Below are 17854 nucleotides of genomic sequence, written 5' to 3'. Positions count from 1 at the left end.
CCCCGCGCCTCACTTCTGGAAGTCGTACACGCTGCCCAGCTGGAGGATGCGCGTCAGCTCGTCCAGGGCCGTCATGGTCTCGCGGGCCAGCTTCGGGTCCACCAGGTCCCTGGCGCGCAGATCCTCACGGTAGTGCCGCTTCACCCAGCTGGCGAGCGCCTCGTGCAACTCCGGGGTGTAGAAGACGTTGGCCTTCACCGCGGCGCGCTCGGCGTCCGTGAGCCACACGCGCTGGCGCAGGCACGCCGGACCGCCGCCGTTGTTCATCGACTGGCGCACGTCCAGGTAATACACGCGCTTCACCGGGTTGTTCTCCTCCACCACGCGCTCCAGGAAGCGCCGCGCTGGCCCCGTCTCCCGGCTCTCCTCGGGCGCGATGATGGCCATGGTGCCGTCCGGCAGCGTCAGCACCTGCGAGTTGAACGGGTAGGCCTTCACCGCGTCCCTCACCGGCAGCTCCTCGTTGGTGGCCAGCACGTACGTGAAGCCCTCGCCCAGCTTCTCGCGCAGCGTCTTCAGCAGCCCCTGCGGGTCCACGAAGGACTGCTCGTGCAGCATGAGGAAGCTCTCGTTGCCCACCGCCACCACGTCCGTGTGGAAGGCGCCCGCGTCAATGCCCTCGGGAGCCTGCTGCGGCAGCAGCACCTGCGCCGGGTCCAACTGGTGGAGCCGCGCGAGCGCCTGGCTGGACTCGTACGTCTGCCGGGCGGGGAAACGGGTGGGGTGGCGCACATCGTCCCGCCACGCGCTCCGGCCCCAGGCCAGCACGTGCACCGCCTTGTGCCCCGGCGTCACCAGCCGGATGTGGTTGGCCGCGCCCTCGTCCGCGAAGTGCCCGCCACCCGGCAGCGGCGCGTGCACGGCGAAGTGCTTCTCGTCCGCGAAGATGGCGCGCAGCACCGAGTGCGTCGTCTCCGCCTCCAACGCCCGGTGGAACATCTGCTGGAGGTTGGCCGGCGTCAGGTGCATGCGCCCGTCCGCCGTGTCCTCCGAGGGCGCTCCCGTGGCCGCGTTCGCCGTCCACATGGCCGCGGAGCTGGACGTCAGCCGCAGCAGGTGCTCGGCCTCCTTCCCGGCCCGGGTGATGACCTGCTCGTCCGTGCCCGTGAAGCCCAGTGCGCGCAGTGCCTTGAGCGAGGGCCTCGGCTGGGGTGGCAGCACCGCCTGCCCCACGCCCAGTCCCGAGACGAAGCGCACCTTCTCCAGGCCCTGGAGGGCCGCCTCGCGGGGGTGGCTCACCTCGCCGCCATGCAGGGAGGACGCCAGGTTGCCCGGCGACAGGCCGCCATAATTGTGGGTGGGACCGACGATGCCGTCGAAGTTGTATTCGCGCATGGGATATGGAAACGCTCGTGGAGCGCCCTCCCTTAGCAAAGCGTCTCAAGCGTTTCCTCCGCTACCTGCTCGTCCGTGCGGCACTGGCCATCGTCAGTGTCCTGCCGCTGGGGTTCGCCCGGTGGTTGGGGGCGGGATTCGGCCGGTTCGCCTTCGCCGTGGCCGGCGGGGAGCGCCGCAAGGCCTTGAAGTCACTGGCCCGGGCCTTCCCGGAGAAGTCCGACGCGGAGCGGCATGCGCTCGCCCGGGCCTCCTTCCGCCACCTGGGCATGGCCGCCTTCGAGGTGGGCGCCACCGCCGCCATGGACCGGCAACTCGAGCACCTGGTCCGCTGGGAGGCCACGGACCGGGGCGTCCTGGAGGCGGCGCTCGCCCGGGGCAAGGGGGTCGTCTTCGTGTCCGGCCATGTGGGCAACTGGGAGTTGCTGGCCCGGCGGGTGGCGCGCGCGGGCTACCCCAGCCAGAGCATCGCCAAGGAGACCACGGACCCGCGGCTCACCACGCTCGTCGAGCGCTTCCGTGCCCAGGGCGGGGTGCGCAGCATCTGGCGCGGCCAGGAGGGCGCGGCCCGGGCCATGCTGCGCGCCCTCAAGGCCGGAGAAATCCTCGGGTTGCTCATCGACCAGGACACGAAGGTGCAGTCCGTCTTCGTCCCCTTCTTCGGTGAGCTGGCCGCCACCCCGCGCGCGGCGGCGGACCTGGCGCTGCGCACCGGCGCGGCGGTGGTGGTGGGCTTCTGTCAGCGTGAAGGCGACGGCTACCGCCTCTGGATGGAAGAGGTGCCCTGGAGTGCGAGCGGGGACCGCGAGGCGGATGCCGTGACGCTCACGGCCGCTCTCTCGCTGAGCATCGAGGCGGCCATCCGCAGGGCCCCCGAGCAATGGGTGTGGATGCATCAGCGTTGGAAGACCCGTCCCACCCCTGCCCGGTGATAGAGATACGCCTCGTGAGACGTACCCTCCTCAGCCTCCTCGCCCTCCTGGCGGCCTGCTCCCAGAAGCAGGCCGCCGAAGATGCCTCCGCGCCTCCCGCCGTGGTGATGCATGGGGTACGGCTGCGCTCGTACGACGGCAGCACCCTGTCCATGACGGGCGAGGCCGTGCAGGCCACCTGGGACCGGACGGGCGAGCTCACCGCCACCCAGGCCACCGTGAACGTGCCGGACAAGGACGCCCAGGGTGGCGGCCAGCCGGGTGGCACGACGGTGCGCGCGAAGCTCATGGAGGGCAACCCGGGTGCGCGGCAACTGGTGGCCTCGGGAGACGTGGAGGTGCGCACGGCCACCGGCATGGTGGCGCACACCCCGCGAGCCACTTATGACGGGACGGAGCAGGTGGCGCGCGGCACGGAGGGGGTGGTGGTGACGGGAGCGAATGGCCGCATGCGGGCGGACTCCTTCTCGCTGTCCTTCCCCACGGGGCAGTTCGACTTCGAGGGCTCGGTGCAGACCATCGTCGAGGGGGCCACGCCGTGATCGAGTACCTGGTCACGGCCTTCTTCGTCGCCCAGCCGGTGCAGCCCGCGACGGCCACCGCCAGCACGGGCACTCGCGCCACCCCCACGGCCGCGGTCTCCCCGAAGGGCGGCGAGACGGAGATCACCTCCAAGCGGATGACCATCCTGCGCGACCAGTCCACCCTCATGTTCAAGGAGGACGTGCGGGCGAAGCGCGACTCGATGGACCTGCGGTGCGACGAGCTCACCGCGCACTACGCGCAGTACGGCGGCAAGTACACGGCGACGCGCGGCGAGTGCGTGGGCAATGTGCGCGCGGTGGATGGCGAGCGCACCGCCCAGGGCGAGCGGGCGGACTTCGACGTGCCTGGCCGCCTGCTGGTGGTGACGGGCAACCCCGAGGCGCAGGACCCGGCGGCCCACCTCAAGGGCTCCGAGCTGCGCCTGATGTTGGGCAGCCAGAACTTCGAGGTGAAGGACGCCACCGTCACCTTCAAGCCGGCGCCGATCGAGGCGAAGGGCGCCTCGCAGAATAACCCCGTGGTCATTACGTCCAAGCGGGTGGCTGGCACGCGTGCACAGGCTGTCTTCTCGGGCGATGTGACGGTGAAGCACCGGACCATGGATTTGCGGTGCGACAAACTGACCGCCTACTACAACGGCTCGCGCGAGGTGACGCGGGCCGATTGCGTGGGCAACGTGCGCGCGGTGGACGGAGATCGCCGGGCGAAGGGGGAGCGGGCCCGCCTCAACGTCCCCACCGGCATGCTGGTGGTGACGGGCAATCCCGAGGCGGAGGATCCGATGATCCACTTCCGGGGCACACAGGTGCGCATGGCCCTCGGGGGCAAGAGCTTCGAGGGGGATGACGCCACCGTCGTCTTCAAGACGGCGCCCTTGAAGGAGCAGGAGCAGCGGCGCAAGGACAAGACGGGGGGAACGAAGCAGCCATGACGAGTCATCTCCACGCAGAGGGCCTGCAGAAGAGCTTCCGCAAGCGCCGGGTGGTGCAGGGCGTCTCCTTCCACGTCGCGCAGGGCGAGGTGGTGGGGCTGCTCGGCCCCAACGGCGCCGGCAAGACGACGAGCTTCAACATGGTGGTGGGCCTGGTGCGGCCCGACGCGGGACGGGTGCGCGTGGACAACGAGGACCTCACGTCCCTGCCCATGCACCGGCGAGCCCTGCGCGGCCTGGGCTACCTCCCGCAGGAGGCCTCTGTCTTCCGCAAGCTCACGGTGCACGAGAACTTCCTCTCCGTGCTGGAGCTGCAGAAGGGCCTGGACAAGTCCGCCCGCGAGCGCCGCGCCCGCGAGCTGCTCGAGGAGTTCGGCCTGAGCCACGTGGCCTACTCCTTCGGTGAGACGCTCTCCGGTGGCGAGCGCCGCCGCGCGGAGATCGCCCGCTCGCTCATCCCCAACCCCCGCTTCATCCTCTTCGACGAGCCCTTCGCCGGCGTGGACCCCATCAACGTGGGCGACCTCCAGCGGCAGATCTCCCACCTGAAGTCCCGTGGCCTCGGTGTCCTCATCACCGACCACAACGTCCAGGACACCCTGGGCATCTGCGATCGCGCCTACATCATCGCACAGGGTGAAATCCTGGAGGAGGGCACCCCGCAGCAGATTGCCTCCTCGGCCCGGGCGCGGGCGGTGTACCTCGGGGAGCGATTCCGCTTGCAGTCGGTTTGAGGGCCGAAATTCCGGCCCCGCGGGGGGGTGGAGGGCCGGCTGGCGCCCCTCGCCCTGGCGCGTCGGCACGTCCATTGCGCAACGTCTCCCCGTTGGTCGGAGACAGTGCAAGTAGGCGGAATAAAAGAAGAATTTCACAAAATGCAAAGTGCGGGCCGGACTCTCGGACACTGGACGAAGTCAGGGGGCCTTGCTACTTTGGCACGGTCCTTGATGGCGGGCCGCCGTCGAGTCGATTGTTGAAACGGGCGGGAGATAGAAATGGCGATGGAACTCAAGCAGAGCCTGAAGCTGTCGCAGCAGCTGGTGATGACGCCCCAGCTGCAGCAGGCCATCAAGCTGCTGCAACTCTCGCGGATGGAGCTGCTGGAGCAGGTCCGCGAGGAGATGGACCAGAACCCCCTCCTGGAGCAGCCCGACGAGGCGCCCTTTGGCGATACGTCCGACAAGGAGCCGGGCGAGGCCTCCATGGAGGCGGCGAACACGGAGATGCCGGCGGGGGTGGAAGCCCGGACCCCGGACGCGGCACCCGAGTTCAAGGCGGACGGGGATGGCCCGCCGGAGATCGACTGGGAGGCCTACCTCAACAGCTACCAGTTCAACGAGCCCACGACCGCCTCCAACAAGGGCAACGTGGCGACCGATGACCTGCCTTCCTTCGAAGCCAATCTGGTGGAGAAGGAGGACCTGGTCGATCACCTCCAGGAGCAGCTCGGGACGCTGCGGCTCAACGAGGCCGAGCGGCGCATCGGGATGCTGATTCTGGGCAACCTGGACCACGACGGGTACTTGAAGCTGGAGGAGGTGGAGGGAGATCCACTCATCCGCCTGGCCAACGAGGCGGACGTGCCCATGGGGCTGGCCGAGCGCACGCTGCGCCGCATCCAGAACCTGGAGCCCAAGGGCTGCGCCGCGCGCGATCTGCAGGAGTGCCTGCTCATCCAGGTGTCGGCGCTGAAGGACAAGCACGCGCCGCTGCTGGGGATGATCATCAAGCGGCACATGAAGTACCTCGAGAGCAAGAACCTTCCGGCGATCGCGAAGGACTTGAAGGTGCCGCTCGAGGAGGTGGTGGAGGCGTCCAAGCTGCTGCCGAAGCTGGACCCGAAGCCGGGCCGCAACTTCAGCGGGGACGACGCGCAGTACATCACCCCGGACGTGTTCGTCTACAAGATGGGCGAGGACGAGTACACGGTGGTGCTCAACGACGACGGCCTGTCGAAGCTGAGGATTTCGGGCACGTACCGCAACGCGCTGAAGAGTGGCGGGGTGGGGCCGGGGCAGACGAAGGAGTTCATCCAGGAGAAGCTGCGCAGCGCGCAGTGGCTCATCCGCTCCATCCACCAGCGCCAGCGCACCATCTACAAGGTCACCGAGAGCATCGTGAAGTTCCAGAAGGACTTCCTGGACAAGGGCATCGCGCACCTCAAGCCACTGATTCTGCGGGACGTGGCCGAGGACATCGGGATGCACGAGTCGACGGTGTCGCGCGTGACGACGAACAAGTACGTGCACACGCCGCAGGGCATCTTCGAGCTGAAGTACTTCTTCAACTCGTCCATTGCCCGCGTGTCCGGCGAGGACACGGCGAGCGAGGCGGTGAAGCACCACATCAAGCAGCTGGTGTCGCAGGAAGATCCGCGCAATCCGTATTCGGACCAGAAGATCGTGGAGCTGCTGAAGGCGCAGGGGACGGAGATCGCCCGGCGCACGGTGGCCAAGTACCGCGAGGTGCTGGGCATCCTCCCGAGCAGCAAGCGCAAGCGCTACTTCTAGCCGGGAGCCGGTGTGGAACCCAGGTGGCTCGAGCGGGGGGATGTCTTGATCGCCTCCGTGACGCTTGGCTTCACGGAGACGCTCCACCGTTCGACCCTCCGGCTCGCGGCGTCCGGGAAGGCGGAGTACGAGAGCCACGCATGGCTCCCGGGCGGTGAGCAGCGGCGCGTACGCATCCAGCACCGCTTCAACGACTCCGCGATGCGGCGGATCCTCGGTCTCGTCCAGGGTCTGCCGGAACAGGCTTCACCGCGTGCGATCGTGGACGACTGGCCGCAGCGCGTCCTCCACTTCTGGAGCGGGCAGGAGGAGCGCACCGTCAGCCTCTACGGGGTGCCCTCCGTGGACTCGTATCCCGCCTTCCACCGGGTGATGGCGCTGTGGGCCATCCTCCACTTCCCCTTCGAGAAGGAGTCCAAGCGGGACTCCCCGTAAGAGGATTTCGAGACAGGTCTACTTGCGCGAAGCCACGGCGCCCGAGAGGTCCGGCATGCCCGGTGGGGTGGCGAGAGGGGCCTTCAGATTCGGGTCGTTGATGCTGTCGACGATGGCCACCATGTCTCCGGCCTTCAGCGCGTTGTAGAGGGCGATGATGTCGGCGTTGTCGTGACGGATGCACCCGTGCGAGACGTCCTCGCCGAGGTGGGCGGGAGCGCTGGTGCCATGGAGCTCCTCGCCCGAGCGGGAGCCATCGGCCCACGAGAGGTCGATGAGGCGAGGCCCGAAGACGGGCCCACCCCACAGCTTCTTGCCGAGGGCGAGCGCCTGGGGCTCGTCGAGCTTGCCCGTCACCTTCTTCAGGCCGGGGTCCGTCTGGCTGGCGCGAGTGCCCACGGCGTTGCCGAAGATGGACTGGAGCTTGCCCTGGGCATCGAAGAGGAAGGTGCGGTGCTCGTTCTTCACCACCACCACGCGCACGGGCGTGCCCTTGTAATGGGGCACCGGCAGGTGCTGGCCCTGTCCACGCTGTCCCGGGGGCGGGGCGAGCGCATCGAGGGCGCGCAGGGTGGCGGCGTCCACCTTGCCGGTGGCCTGTACCGCGGGGAAGGCCGGGCGGGCATGCACCTGGAAGTTGCGCACGGCCTTGGTCGACTGCGCGCCAAAGGCGCCATCCGCGCCTCCGGGCACGCTGAAGCCCATGTCGGCGAGCGCCTGCTGCACAGCGCGCACGCCTGGTCCCTTCGAGCCCACGCCGAGCGAAGCCTGTCCGGCGAGCACTCCCGCCAGCTCCGGCACCTGGGCGAAGCGCTCGTTGCGCGGGGCGGCGGGGGGAGTCGAGGAGCCAGCGGAATCAGCGGTCATGGTGCACCCGGAGTCACAGGAGAGCGGTGGCCTTCGAGCTTAGCGCTCTCGCCGGTGGCGGGGACATCCACCCTGGTATACGTGTCGTCCATCGACATGAGCGCGAACGATCCCATCCTCCACCGAGAGCCCACGTCCCTCGTCGTCCCGCCGGTGACGCTGGAGGGCCAGTCCGTCCGTCTGGAGCCGCTGGCGATGAGCCATGCCCCCGCGCTGGCCGCGGTGGCCGAGCCCGGCATCTTCGAGCACTTCAACGTGGTGCTGAGCACGCTCGGGGACATGGAGACGTACATCGCCGACGCACTGGCGGCGGTGGAGCGAGGAGTGGAGCGCCCCTTCGTCATCCTCGAGAAGGAGACGGGCTCGCCGGTGGGCAGCACGCGCTACCTGGACATCCAGCGCAAGCACCGCACCCTGGAGATTGGCAGCACGTGGCTGGCGAAGCGCGTGTGGCGCTCGCGGGTGAACACCGAGTGCAAGTACCTGCTGCTGCGCCACGCCTTCGAGGAGTTGAAGGTGATGCGGGTGCAGCTCAAGACGGACCGGCGCAACACGCGCTCGCGGGCGGCCATCGAGCGCATCGGTGGCCGCTTCGAGGGCATCCTCCGCCACCACATGCTGGTGCGCGGCGGCGTGGTCCGCGACTCCGCCTACTACGGCTTCATCGATAGCGAGTGGCCCGAGGTGAAGACGCGTCTGGAGTCGATGCTCACCGGGCACTGAGCTCGAGCGCGTCCTCCAGCAGGCCTACGCGGATGGAGGGCAGGTAGAGGCGCTCCGCCCGCTGCTGGCCCGCGCGTCCCAGGGCCTGCCTCGCTCCGGGGTCCGCCACCCAGCGCGCGAGCACTTCCGCGAGGGCGTCCGCCCGGGGCGCCACCCGGGCTCCACACGTCTCGTCGACGATCTCCCGCGCCCCGCCCATGTCCGTTGTCAGCACCGGCAGGCCCGCGTACATCGCCTCGACGAAGACGATGCCGAAGCCCTCGGGCACCACGTTGGGGTGGCAGAACAGGTCCGCTCCGGCGAACAGCCGAGGGACATCCGTGCGCTGGCCGAGGAAACGCACCCGGTCCGTCAGCCCCCACTGTGCCGCCTGGGCGCGCAGGCGCTCCACGTAGGCCTGTTCCTCCGGACGTTGCGCGCCTCCCACCACCAGGCACTCCCACGCCGCGTCGCGCCCCAGCTTCGCCAGGGCCTCCAGCAACAGCGCGTGTCCCTTGCCCGGCTCCATCCGGCTCAACTGGAGGATGACCGCTGTGTCCTCGGCCACGCCCAGTTCCTGGCGCACGGACTGACGCACGCCGGGCTCCTTTGGGGTGCGGTCCTCGACGGGACAGCCGGCGACGAGCGGCGTGGGCCGGGGCACCAGGGCCGAGACGGACCCGGCCGTGAACTCCGAGTTGGTGAGGAACGCATCGGGAGGAAACCGCGCCATCAACCGATCCAGCGGGTGATGGGGGTCCACCCGGCTGTGCACGAAGAGCGCCTGACGGTAGCCGAGCAGCGCCGGGGCCGCGACGAGCTTCAGCCACGTGGAGTGGTACACCACCAGGTCCGGGTTCCACGCGCGCAGCATCCGGCGCAGCCGCAGTTGGGGCCCCACGAGCGTCCACGGCCTCCCCAGCCGCGCCGGGCCGAGCACCTCCACCGAGGCACCCGCCGCCCGCAGCTCCGTGGCCAGCCGGCCCTCGAAGAACAGCGCGAAGCGGTGCTCCAGCCGCCGTGGCGACTTCGCCAGCGTCACCAGGAAGGTCTCCACGCCTCCGTACAGGTTTCCCGCCGCCAGATGGAGCACTCGGCCGGCCACGTTGCCTCCTCGCCGCCGCGTCCTACCCCCTGACCGAGGGCTCCGGCGCGACGCGAATCATCCGCTTGCCGATGTTGGCTCCGTGCAGCAGGCCCATCAAGGCCCGTGGCGCGTTCTCCAGCCCATCGATGATGTCCTCGCGCACCTTCAGCCGCCCCTCGGCCACCCAGCCCGCCAGGGCCTGCTCGGCCTGTCTCCGGCGGCCGTAGAAGTCCATCACGATGAAGCCCTCCAGGCGCAGCCGGCGGATGGGCAGCAGGCCCGGAACGCCGAGCAGCCTCGGGGGTGGTGTTTCTGTGTCGAGGATGGACACGCAGCCGCAGCAGACGATGCGCCCGTGGGTCTTCATCCGGAACAGCGCCGCCTGGAATACCGCGCCGCCCACGTTGTCGAAGTAGACGTCCACGCCCTCGGGGCAACAGGCCGCCAGCCGCTCGGAGAGGTTTCCGGACTGGTAGTCGATGGCCGCGTCGAAGCCGAGCTCCTCCGTGAGCCAGCGGCACTTCTCCGGGCCTCCGGCGATGCCGATGACGCGGCACCCATGGAGCTTCGCGATCTGCCCGGCGAACGAGCCCACCGCTCCCGCCGCCGCCGACACGAGCACCGTCTCTCCGGCGCGCACCCTTCCTACCTCCAGCATGCCGAAGTACGCCGTCTTCCCCGTCACCCCGAGCACGCTCATCCAGTGGGACAGCGGTTTCCTCGGCTCCAGCTCGTGGAGCGCGTCCCCTGGGAGCACGGCGTAATCCTGCCAGCCGCCATCGCACTCGACGAGGTCTCCGGGGCGGAAGCGCGCGTCCCGCGAGTCCACCACCTCGTTGAGCGTGAACCCGGCCATCACCTCGCCTGGCTCGATGGGCGGACGGTAGGTGGGGTCGGGGAACATCCACACCCGGTTGGCCGGATCGATGGAGAGATAGAGGGTGCGCGTCAGCACCTCTCCGGGACCGGGCGCGGGCACCGGGGCTTCGCGGTAGTCGAAGTCGGACTCTCGCAGCCGGCCCTCGGGCCTGCGCGCCAGGAGGAACTGGCGGTTGATGGCGGACATGTCGTGCGTCTCCTTCGCGGTTCCAAGAGGGAAGGGGAGGGCAGGGTGTGTGATGGGCATCCGAGGGTGGGGCTCGCCCGTCCGCCCGGCTGGCTCGGGAGGGTGCGTCGTGGACCGGGCCATTCCCGAGGGTGGTGGTAGGGTGGCGCGATGGCTTCCGCTTCCTCTCTTCGTTTCGTCGTGGGCGCGCTCGCCGCGTGGGGACTGCTCGCCGGCTGTGGCCGCACCGTGGCCCAGCCCGCCACCCTCGTGGACCTGAAGGATCGCACCCTGAAGTTCACCCTCACGGACGTGGACTCCCTCGAACGGGACTCCACCGTGGGCGCGCACCGCTTCACCCTCGTGTTCTCCGAGGGCTTCACCTGCGCCCGGCTCGCGGACGGCGTCACCGCCACGCTCAATGGCCAGCCCATGAAGCTCGAGCCCGGGGGCGTGCCGGACACCGGTGTCGGCGGGCGCGAGGTGTGCGAGCCGCCGCGCGCCACCTTCGACTTCGACCCCGAGCGCTGGGACAACGAGCCCACCGAGGATCTCCGCATCATCCTCCAGGACGACACCCACTCGATGGTGCTCGTCCTGCGCGATGCCAAGGCTAAGCGGCGTTTCCTGCGCGAGAGCGGCTCCCCAGGCACGCTGCGGCGCAATCAGACCTATGCCTATGCGTGGCTGCCCGAGACCGATGTCCTCCAGGGACCCGCGAAGGCCAGCATCATCCACAAGAACACCGGCGCCCTGGGCGTGCTCGACGTGCAGCAGGAGGGCAACACGTCCCGTTTCACCGTTCCCCCCGAGACGGTGGAGGGCCAGTACATCCTGCGGATGAGCGGCACCGCCGTCGCGCAGGTGCTCTCCTGCGAGGGGGTGGCCCGCTGCGAGGGCGGCCTCTTCCACTCGGGAGACGTGGACGTGACCGTCAGTCCCTGAGCCCGCTCGCCTCCCTGGCGAGGGTTCCTCTTCCGGCGGTTGCCGGGGTCCCGCCCCCTCCCCACCCTGGGGAGGGTAGGCAACCCGAGAGGACCCCGCCATGGCTCAGAAGAATCCGCGCGAAGCAGGACCCAAGCCTCCTCTGCCCCCCCAGGAGCAGCAGCACCCGGGGCTTGAGGAGCAGATGACGCCCGAGCCGGACTACGGCCTCACGAGCTACAAGGGGCTCGGCCGGTTGAAGGACAGGGTGGTGCTCGTCACGGGTGGGGACAGCGGCATCGGCCGCGCGGTGTGCCTGGCCTTCGCCCGTGAGGGCGCGGACGTGGCCTTCGCCTACCTCAACGAGGATCCGGACGCCGAGGTCACCCGCAAGGCGGTCGAGGACTCGGGCCACCAGGTGCTCGCGCTCAAGGGAGACATCACCGACGAGAGCGTGTGCCGCCGCATCATCGAGGACACGGTGAAGCGCTTCGGCCGCATCGACGTGCTCGTCAACAACGCGGCCTACCAGGGCAAGAAGGTGGAGAAGTTCGAGGAGTTCACGGCCGAGCGCGTCGAGCGCACCTTCCGCACGAACATCATCGCGATGTTCAACCTGGTGCGGTACGCGCTGCCGCACATGAAGGCAGGGGCCTCCATCATCAACACGGCCTCCATCCAGGCCTACCAGCCGTCACCGGGCATCCTCGACTACTCGTGCACGAAGGGCGCCATCGTCACCTTCACCAAGGGGTTGGCGCAGGAGCTCATCGAGCGCGGCATCCGCGTCAACTGCGTGGCGCCGGGCCCGGTGTGGACGCCGCTCATCCCGCAGTCCTTCGACGCCGAGAAGGTGAAGAAGTTCGGCGAGCAGTCGCCGATGGGCCGGGCCGCGCAGCCGGTGGAACTGGCGCCCTCGTACGTGTTCCTGGCCTCGGACGAGTCGCGCTACGTGAACGGGGAGATCCTCGGCGTCACGGGCGGACAGGTCCTCGCCTGAGCACGGGGCCACGCGTGGGGGCGGCGGATTCGATTCCCGCCGCTTCCAATCGAGGTTGCCCGCCGCCTTGAGTCGAACCCACTCTTAACGAGGAGGCGTGGAGCATCTTGGGGGACCAAATCGGTTCTTGTCGGACCAAATTTGGACCAAATCCGTTGGCGTATAGGCAGGAGAGAGGCGGTGTTGAGGGGGAGGGCAGGTGCAGAGGGGCCGAGGAGGGCCGCGGACGGGTGCCGGCCGAGCAGTGAGCCGGGCCGGTGGAGAGGCCCCGCAGCCTCCTTGGGCATGCCTGCCCAGGCCGCCCTCCGATGAGGGGCGCGGCAGGGGCATCAGGTCTCTTGGCTGTGGCGGCGTAAGCCTCAACACCAAGCGCCCTGGGGTGGCGCTCGCGCCGGGGTCAGGCTCGCACCTGCAGTGGGCAGTCCCAGGTGCTCCAAAATCGCGCGCACCCCTCTGGCTTGCTTCACGTACGCCAGCACCCGCCGCCTGCCTCCACACCTGACGCAGGTGAACACGTCCACCGCGAATGTCCTGCGCAACAGCCCCGCCTGGTCTACTGGCGGCGTCCTCTCCTTCCTCCGCTCCTGCTTGGGGGAACAGCGCCCCAATTTCAGTCAGGGATGAAGACCTCGGAGAAGAACCAAGGCCTTCAGCCGCCGGTGCTTCCGATCAGAACTTGCACTCGTCCTTGAAATTCATCGTCTCAAGAACGGCATCGACGAAGAGGTACGCGGTCTTGTAACTGCTCTTGCAGTTGGCCGTGACCGGAGGCACCGCCTCTACCCGCACGTTGATATTGAAGAACGGCCCGCTCACCGAGAAGTAGCCATTCTGGTCCGTGGTGCCAGAGCCAAGGATGCTGCCATCCACCTGCGAGTAGACGGTGATGGTCGCGCCCGGAACCTTCCCGTCCGCCCACCAGTCGTTCTCATCGATGAACTGGCCCTGAATGGTCGCGTACGACGCGAGGGAAGAGGCGGAGGTTTCAAACGTATCCTCACCCTCGGGTCCACCGCATCCGGCGAGCGACATTCCCATCACGAGCGAGGAAGCAATACCAAGCGTCTTGATCCAGTTGCGCATGCGTGCCCTCTGGTTGTGAATGAAGCACGCGCATTCTGCATTTCAGGCATGAAAAGGCAATAAAAACAGGAGTAACAGTCTTTCTCAAAATCCCCGCCATTGCTGTAACTCACGCGAGCCCCGGGTCACACGCGTAGGAGTGAGCCCGTCCCAATTCCGTGGACACATCTGCTCCGTCGGCTACACAACACAGATGGGGCCAGCGGACATCCTGTGATGGGTCGAAGGCGGACCAGCGCGAGGCCAGGACGGCCAGCAACTCGACCATGCGCGGCTCGAAGGTCTCTCGGAGTGGTACGACCATCACGAGCCCCTATCGACACCACCGGAACTCCAGATCGATGCCGCGCCGGGCAGGTGCGCGTGCGGGTGGAGGAGGGTTGCTGGAGCGTCAGCGACAGCGGCGAGGGCCTTGGCGCGGTCGCTCCCGAGCGCAGCGGCTTTGGCGTCGGGCTGTCGCTGGTGGAGCGGCTGGCGCAGCACTTCGGCTGGCGGGTGCTGCTCACGCCCCTCTCCCCACACGGCACCCGGGCGGAGCCGCGCTGGCCAGAAAGACACGCGGCGCGCTGAGGGACGACGGTCCGCGTCTGTCATTGGGACCACGCATTCTCATGAATCAACAATAACCAGTAAAACACCATTGCCTGGAAATGTTTTCGGTTCAATGTATTCTCAGTGCATCTGAGTCCATCCGCTCCTCCAGCGAGGTCCAACACCGCCATGCCATCCAAGCGCGTTCTTGCGTATGCGTATGCGTATAGGCAGGAGAGAGGCCGTGTTGAGGGGGAGGGCTGGTGCAGACTGCCCAGGCAGCCCTCCCATGAGGGGCGCGGCAGGGGCATGAGGTCTCTTGGCTGTGGCGGCGTAAGCCTCAACACCAAGCGCCCTGGGGTGGCGCTCGCGCCGGGGTCAGGCTCGCACCTGCAGTGGGCAGTCCCAGGTGCTCCAAAATCGCGCGCACCCCTCTGGCTTGCTTCACGTACGCCAGCACCCGCCGCCTGCCTCCACACCTGACGCAGGTGAACACGTCCACCGCGAATGTCCTGCGCAACAGCCCCGCCTGGTCTACTGGCGGCGTCCTCTCCTTGCTCCGCTCCTGCCTCGCTCCTGCCTCAGGCGCCACGCTCGCCTCCTCTGCTCCTACCTGGGGGCGCGTCACGCTCCTCTCCTCCGCTCCTGCTTGGGGGAGGCTGCCCGAGCCCGCCGCGCTGTACTCCTCCCACTTCGGGATGGGCCGCCCGTCGAAGGTAGTCCATGGACCGTGGGCGCTCGGGTGGTTGCCGTAGGCGTCGTAGCCGACACGTCCGAAGGTCGGGGTGGTGATGGGCCTGCTGGTGGGGTTGCTCGTCATGGGTGCCCTCCTGGGGCGAGTGGGTGACACCCAGCAGAAGAGGCGCCGCAAGAAACACGGGGGTCGGCTGACAGTTTCGGCGCGGCCTCGCTCGGAGGAGCGGGGGATTTATTGGGGTTTTCTCCCCGCGCGATTGTCCCCGCCGAGCAATCCAAATTTCTGCCCCACTGCACGGTTTTTGGGGGGGGGGACCCTCACAGTCCCGTATGTAGGACACACTGGGGCGGTTCACCTCCACGGTAATGTCTTGCGTGTAGGACAGCTGCGGCGCCGCGCGTCTCGCCACTTCTTGCCGGGCATGAGCGCACCCATCATCCCCGCCGAGTCCAAGCCGTCGCCGTGGCTCACCTTCGCGGTGCCGCTGGCCTTCTCCGTCTTCACGGCTGGCGTTGTCTGGGGCGCGCTGAGTTCCGACCAGCGTCACCTCGAGCGCCGCGTCACCACGGCCGAGGCCGAGGTGGTCCGCCTCTCTGTGGCCCAGTCCAACGCCACCGCCCAGGTCGCACGCATCGAGGCGCGACTCGACGCGATGACGCTGGAGATCGGCCGTCTCGCCCGTGCCGTCGAGAAACTCACCGACGACGCTCGCGTGAGCCGCTGACCCACGTCTCACCCGGGCCTGACGTGCCGGTGCCCGAGACGTGACCCTGGGCCTAGCCTCCCCAGATCTGCGCCGCCAGATGTTACTGGCGGCACCTGAAACGCGAACTACCCGGCTCTGAGTTGGAGACCGGGCCCTTTCCGTTGACGCAGCATTGAGAACGCCAGACCGCCTGGGCGGACGTCATCCTGAAGACACCCTCAAGGGCATTCAGCGAGCTACGCCAGGGGTTCAATATTCCCGTATGGATTCAAGCCGGGTGGAGGGTTTTTTTTTTTCGTCGTCTTTGGTCGGAGGCTCCTGGCGGCGTGCACCAGGAAGACCCCCACCGACACCAGGGTCCATGCGGCCCTGGCGATGCCGACGACTTCGGCGAGTTCACGGATGACGTCTGGGACGGGTGGAAAGAGCGAACGAGCGGACATCACTGGGGAAGATAAGAACAGGTTCAGCAACGCGCCATGTGTGCTGTTTCCTGTGCCCGCCTCATGCTGTCGCCGCTAATGCGTCCCGCGGCAGTACCCCAGGTTTGCCTCCCCAAGTCTGTGCTGCCAGTAACGCCGATTGCGCCTGAAGCACGCGGGACCGGGCTCCTTCTGGAGCCAAATCTCTTTCGCTCCGCGCTCGCGGGGCCGCTCCTTCTCCTGCCCGGGGCACACCCGCCCCGCTCACCCAGGAGCACCTATGCGTCGCCTGTCCCTGTCGTCCCTCGCCGTCTTGACCCTGCTGTCCCTGGCCACCCCCTCGCTGGCTGAGCCGTCCGCCGACACCACGGGCGCGGGCAGCGTCACCGCGCACCTGGTCTCCCAGGCCCAGCGCGCCGCGACCAAGGTGGTGGCCCTGCCTGCGGAGCCGGCCCCGGACACGTCCACACCCGGGGAGGTGCAGCTCGGTGAGGTGGTGAAGCTCTTCGCCCAGGCCGTGTCCTCCAAGAACTGGGGCCTGCTCGCGTGCGCGCTGGTGCTCGGCGCCGTGTACGCGGTGCGGCGCTTCGGTGAGTCCCGGGTGCCCTGGTTGCGGACGGATGTGGCTGGCATCTCCCTGGCGGTGGTTACGGCGGCCGCGCTGCAGATGTCCGCCGCGCTGGCAGTCGGCAAACCCGTGACGCTGACCCTGGTGCTGGGCATCCTGGCCACCGCTGCGGGGGCCTCGGGCCTGTTCAGCTGGGGCACGAAGCTGAAGGCGGCGAGCTCGGCCGCGAAGCCCGCCACCCGGTAGGACTCGCCACGTCCTGAAGCACGAAGGGCCCGGACTCCACCTTGGAGCCGAGCCCTTCGTTGTCTTAGCCTACAGCACTCCGTGCGTGGCTTAAGCGGTTATTCGTCCACTCCAGGAAGAGGGGCATCACCATCTTTGGCGTTGGGCGCGACCTCTCCACCGCCGTCCTCACCTCGGGGGCTCTATTATGATGCCTCTGCCGGCAGGCGCTCGGTGGCCTTCAGCACTGCGTAGATGAGTTCCCCCAGCGGAGGTCGGGGAACGTCCCCTTCGTTCCTTGGCTGCGCAGGCACGTAGTCGCCCAGATACGCATCATAGGCGAGATCCACGTTCACCTTCTTGGGTCCGGCGTTCACTACGAACGTACCGTTCTCGTACCTCACGTGCGCCATGTCGCGATGGGCGTACGGCTGCGCTGGGAGATAGATCGTTACGCCGCCGCCTTGTTCTGTGAAGTCGAACCTCATGGTGTCGCGGCGCTGCTTGCCCCCCAGCGCCAGGAGTTGGGTGAGGATGCGTTTCGCGGCAAGCTCCCGTCCCTTTATATCCTTCGACTGCCGCTCTGCGTCGTCAGCCATGAGTCGGAGTGCTGCCTCGGTGCCGTAATCCTCGTTTCTTGCTGCCATACTGTCACTCATTCAAGCGCCCTTTCGAAAGGCAATGCACCAAGCACTGCCTGTTGTTGGCTTAGATACCGGCCGCCCCCCGGGCGGCAAGTACAGCTTAGGTCGGGAGAGGCGATATGACCCGCGCCGTTCACCGGCGTAGAGATACGGGGACCGTTTCGCCCCCCCTAAAGCGAGAAGGGCCCGGACTCCACCTCGGAGCCGGGCCCTTCGTCTTTCTGCAACTGCTCCTACTTGTCCAGGTAGCCGGAGACGTACTCGCGGGTGAGCACCTCCTTCTGGTGCGCCGCGAAGTAAGCCTCCGATCCAGCCCAGGTAGTGTCGGTGCATGAGGGGCCGCAGAGTGCGCGGCGAGATGACGACGAGCACAGCGACGACGAAGACGGAGCCGGCGTGGTTGGAAGCAGCGCGGCGGCCGAGGTGGACACCGGAGGTAGCAGAGCAGGTGGTGCGAGCCTGGGAGGAGGAAGGAGGCACGCAGTCGGCCTTCATGCGCAAGCACGGGTTGCCGCGCGAGAGGCTGCGCTTCTGGACGCGCAGGCGAGAAGGGAAGGAGGGGACGAGGACGGCCATGTCCTTCGTGCCCGTGGAGGTGACGCCCGCCGAGAGGCGCGAGGCGGCGCGGAGGCGGCGCGCACCTCGCGGATGGCGTCGAGAATGG

20 protein-coding genes are annotated in these 17854 nt (G+C 68.1%); 13 read left to right on the top strand and 7 right to left on the bottom strand.

The window, feature by feature from the left end; translation table 11 throughout:
- Positions 1-9: 9 nt before the first annotated feature.
- Positions 10-1335, bottom strand: coding sequence for an N-succinylarginine dihydrolase (astB, locus tag BO221_RS24195; protein ID WP_073562877.1), 1326 nt, complete (start codon positions 1333-1335; stop codon positions 10-12).
- 17 nt (positions 1336-1352) lie between these two features.
- Here astB and BO221_RS24190 point away from each other — a divergent pair, with 17 nt between their 5' ends.
- From BO221_RS24190 to BO221_RS24165, 6 genes are all read left to right on the top strand, one after another.
- On the top strand, positions 1353-2267 hold the full coding sequence (locus BO221_RS24190; RefSeq protein WP_073563238.1) for a lysophospholipid acyltransferase family protein: 915 nt from the start codon (positions 1353-1355) through the stop codon (positions 2265-2267).
- A gap of 14 nt (positions 2268-2281) precedes the next feature.
- A complete protein-coding gene (lptC, locus tag BO221_RS24185; protein WP_073562876.1) occupies positions 2282-2809 on the top strand; it encodes an LPS export ABC transporter periplasmic protein LptC in 528 nt (175 codons plus the stop codon).
- A complete protein-coding gene (locus tag BO221_RS24180; RefSeq protein ID WP_073562875.1) occupies positions 2806-3744 on the top strand; it encodes an LptA/OstA family protein in 939 nt (312 codons plus the stop codon). Before lptC ends, BO221_RS24180 begins: the two co-directional genes overlap by 4 nt.
- Entirely contained in the window at positions 3741-4478 is a 738-nt protein-coding gene (gene lptB, locus BO221_RS24175; protein ID WP_073562874.1) for an LPS export ABC transporter ATP-binding protein, read from the top strand. The genes BO221_RS24180 and lptB overlap by 4 nt, the downstream gene beginning before the upstream one ends.
- A 261-nt stretch (positions 4479-4739) precedes the next feature.
- Positions 4740-6254, top strand: a complete 1515-nt coding sequence (gene rpoN, locus BO221_RS24170) for an RNA polymerase factor sigma-54 (protein WP_073562873.1) — start codon at positions 4740-4742, stop codon at positions 6252-6254.
- 12 nt (positions 6255-6266) lie between these two features.
- A complete protein-coding gene (locus tag BO221_RS24165; RefSeq protein ID WP_143195652.1) occupies positions 6267-6689 on the top strand; it encodes a hypothetical protein in 423 nt (140 codons plus the stop codon).
- Between the two features lie 18 nt (positions 6690-6707).
- On the opposite strand, the gene BO221_RS24160 is transcribed toward BO221_RS24165, so the two are convergent.
- Positions 6708-7556 (bottom strand): L,D-transpeptidase family protein, encoded by an 849-nt coding sequence (locus tag BO221_RS24160; protein ID WP_073562871.1) that lies wholly within the window; start codon positions 7554-7556, stop codon positions 6708-6710.
- 96 nt (positions 7557-7652) lie between these two features.
- On the opposite strand from BO221_RS24160, the gene BO221_RS24155 reads away from it, so the two are divergent.
- Positions 7653-8279, top strand: a complete 627-nt coding sequence (locus BO221_RS24155) for a GNAT family N-acetyltransferase (protein WP_073563237.1) — start codon at positions 7653-7655, stop codon at positions 8277-8279.
- On the opposite strand, the gene BO221_RS24150 is transcribed toward BO221_RS24155, so the two are convergent.
- Positions 8266-9363 carry a glycosyltransferase gene (locus tag BO221_RS24150; protein WP_073562870.1) on the bottom strand — a complete coding sequence of 366 codons (1098 nt, stop codon included), beginning with the start codon at positions 9361-9363 and terminating at the stop codon, positions 8266-8268. The two genes, BO221_RS24155 and BO221_RS24150, sit on opposite strands and share 14 nt — an antisense overlap.
- 22 nt (positions 9364-9385) lie before the next feature.
- A complete protein-coding gene (locus BO221_RS24145; protein WP_073562869.1) occupies positions 9386-10411 on the bottom strand; it encodes an NADP-dependent oxidoreductase in 1026 nt (341 codons plus the stop codon).
- A gap of 150 nt (positions 10412-10561) precedes the next feature.
- Here BO221_RS24145 and BO221_RS24140 point away from each other — a divergent pair, with 150 nt between their 5' ends.
- Positions 10562-11335, top strand: a complete 774-nt coding sequence (locus BO221_RS24140) for a hypothetical protein (RefSeq protein ID WP_073562868.1) — start codon at positions 10562-10564, stop codon at positions 11333-11335.
- Between the two features lie 100 nt (positions 11336-11435).
- Complete coding sequence (locus BO221_RS24135; protein WP_073562867.1) at positions 11436-12314, top strand: SDR family oxidoreductase; 879 nt, start codon at positions 11436-11438, stop codon at positions 12312-12314.
- Positions 12315-12983: 669 nt separating this feature from the next.
- On the opposite strand, the gene BO221_RS24125 is transcribed toward BO221_RS24135, so the two are convergent.
- The gene (locus BO221_RS24125; RefSeq protein ID WP_073562865.1) at positions 12984-13397 is read right to left on the bottom strand and encodes a carboxypeptidase regulatory-like domain-containing protein; all 414 of its coding nucleotides are present in this window, start codon (positions 13395-13397) and stop codon (positions 12984-12986) included.
- Between the two features lie 363 nt (positions 13398-13760).
- Here BO221_RS24125 and BO221_RS24120 point away from each other — a divergent pair, with 363 nt between their 5' ends.
- On the top strand, positions 13761-13967 hold the full coding sequence (locus BO221_RS24120) for an ATP-binding protein (protein WP_143195651.1): 207 nt from the start codon (positions 13761-13763) through the stop codon (positions 13965-13967).
- 301 nt (positions 13968-14268) lie between these two features.
- Here the strand turns inward: BO221_RS24120 and BO221_RS56340 are convergent, their stop codons facing one another.
- Positions 14269-14748, bottom strand: coding sequence for a hypothetical protein (locus BO221_RS56340; protein WP_233166240.1), 480 nt, complete (start codon positions 14746-14748; stop codon positions 14269-14271).
- Between the two features lie 298 nt (positions 14749-15046).
- Here BO221_RS56340 and BO221_RS24110 point away from each other — a divergent pair, with 298 nt between their 5' ends.
- On the top strand, positions 15047-15349 hold the full coding sequence (locus BO221_RS24110; protein ID WP_073563235.1) for a hypothetical protein: 303 nt from the start codon (positions 15047-15049) through the stop codon (positions 15347-15349).
- A gap of 684 nt (positions 15350-16033) precedes the next feature.
- Entirely contained in the window at positions 16034-16567 is a 534-nt protein-coding gene (locus BO221_RS24105) for a hypothetical protein (RefSeq protein ID WP_073562863.1), read from the top strand.
- A gap of 185 nt (positions 16568-16752) precedes the next feature.
- Here the strand turns inward: BO221_RS24105 and BO221_RS24100 are convergent, their stop codons facing one another.
- On the bottom strand, positions 16753-17193 hold the full coding sequence (locus tag BO221_RS24100; protein WP_143195650.1) for a hypothetical protein: 441 nt from the start codon (positions 17191-17193) through the stop codon (positions 16753-16755).
- Between the two features lie 355 nt (positions 17194-17548).
- Between BO221_RS24100 and BO221_RS55495 the strand changes: the two genes are divergently transcribed.
- The coding region (locus BO221_RS55495; protein WP_233166239.1) for a transposase at positions 17549-17854 on the top strand (306 nt) is incomplete at its 3' end.

It is taken from the genome of Archangium sp. Cb G35 (genome assembly GCF_001896145.1).
Classification (GTDB): Bacteria; Myxococcota; Myxococcia; order Myxococcales; family Myxococcaceae; genus Archangium; species Archangium violaceum.
Note: the sequence above shows the minus strand (reverse complement) of the source record. Positions and strands in the feature narration are given on the sequence as shown.

Coding starts and splice junctions, on each gene's coding strand:
- BO221_RS24135 (WP_073562867.1), top strand. CDS start 11,436: ATGGCTCAGAAGAATCCGCGCGAAGCAGGACCCAAGCCTCCTCTGCCC.
- BO221_RS24155 (WP_073563237.1), top strand. CDS start 7,653: ATGAGCGCGAACGATCCCATCCTCCACCGAGAGCCCACGTCCCTCGTC.
- astB (WP_073562877.1), bottom strand. CDS start 1,335: ATGCGCGAATACAACTTCGACGGCATCGTCGGTCCCACCCACAATTAT.
- BO221_RS24160 (WP_073562871.1), bottom strand. CDS start 7,556: ATGACCGCTGATTCCGCTGGCTCCTCGACTCCCCCCGCCGCCCCGCGC.
- lptB (WP_073562874.1), top strand. CDS start 3,741: ATGACGAGTCATCTCCACGCAGAGGGCCTGCAGAAGAGCTTCCGCAAG.
- BO221_RS56340 (WP_233166240.1), bottom strand. CDS start 14,748: ATGACGAGCAACCCCACCAGCAGGCCCATCACCACCCCGACCTTCGGA.
- BO221_RS24110 (WP_073563235.1), top strand. CDS start 15,047: ATGAGCGCACCCATCATCCCCGCCGAGTCCAAGCCGTCGCCGTGGCTC.
- BO221_RS24145 (WP_073562869.1), bottom strand. CDS start 10,411: ATGTCCGCCATCAACCGCCAGTTCCTCCTGGCGCGCAGGCCCGAGGGC.
- BO221_RS24140 (WP_073562868.1), top strand. CDS start 10,562: ATGGCTTCCGCTTCCTCTCTTCGTTTCGTCGTGGGCGCGCTCGCCGCG.
- rpoN (WP_073562873.1), top strand. CDS start 4,740: ATGGCGATGGAACTCAAGCAGAGCCTGAAGCTGTCGCAGCAGCTGGTG.
- BO221_RS24105 (WP_073562863.1), top strand. CDS start 16,034: ATGCGTCGCCTGTCCCTGTCGTCCCTCGCCGTCTTGACCCTGCTGTCC.
- BO221_RS24100 (WP_143195650.1), bottom strand. CDS start 17,193: ATGGCAGCAAGAAACGAGGATTACGGCACCGAGGCAGCACTCCGACTC.
- BO221_RS24125 (WP_073562865.1), bottom strand. CDS start 13,397: ATGCGCAACTGGATCAAGACGCTTGGTATTGCTTCCTCGCTCGTGATG.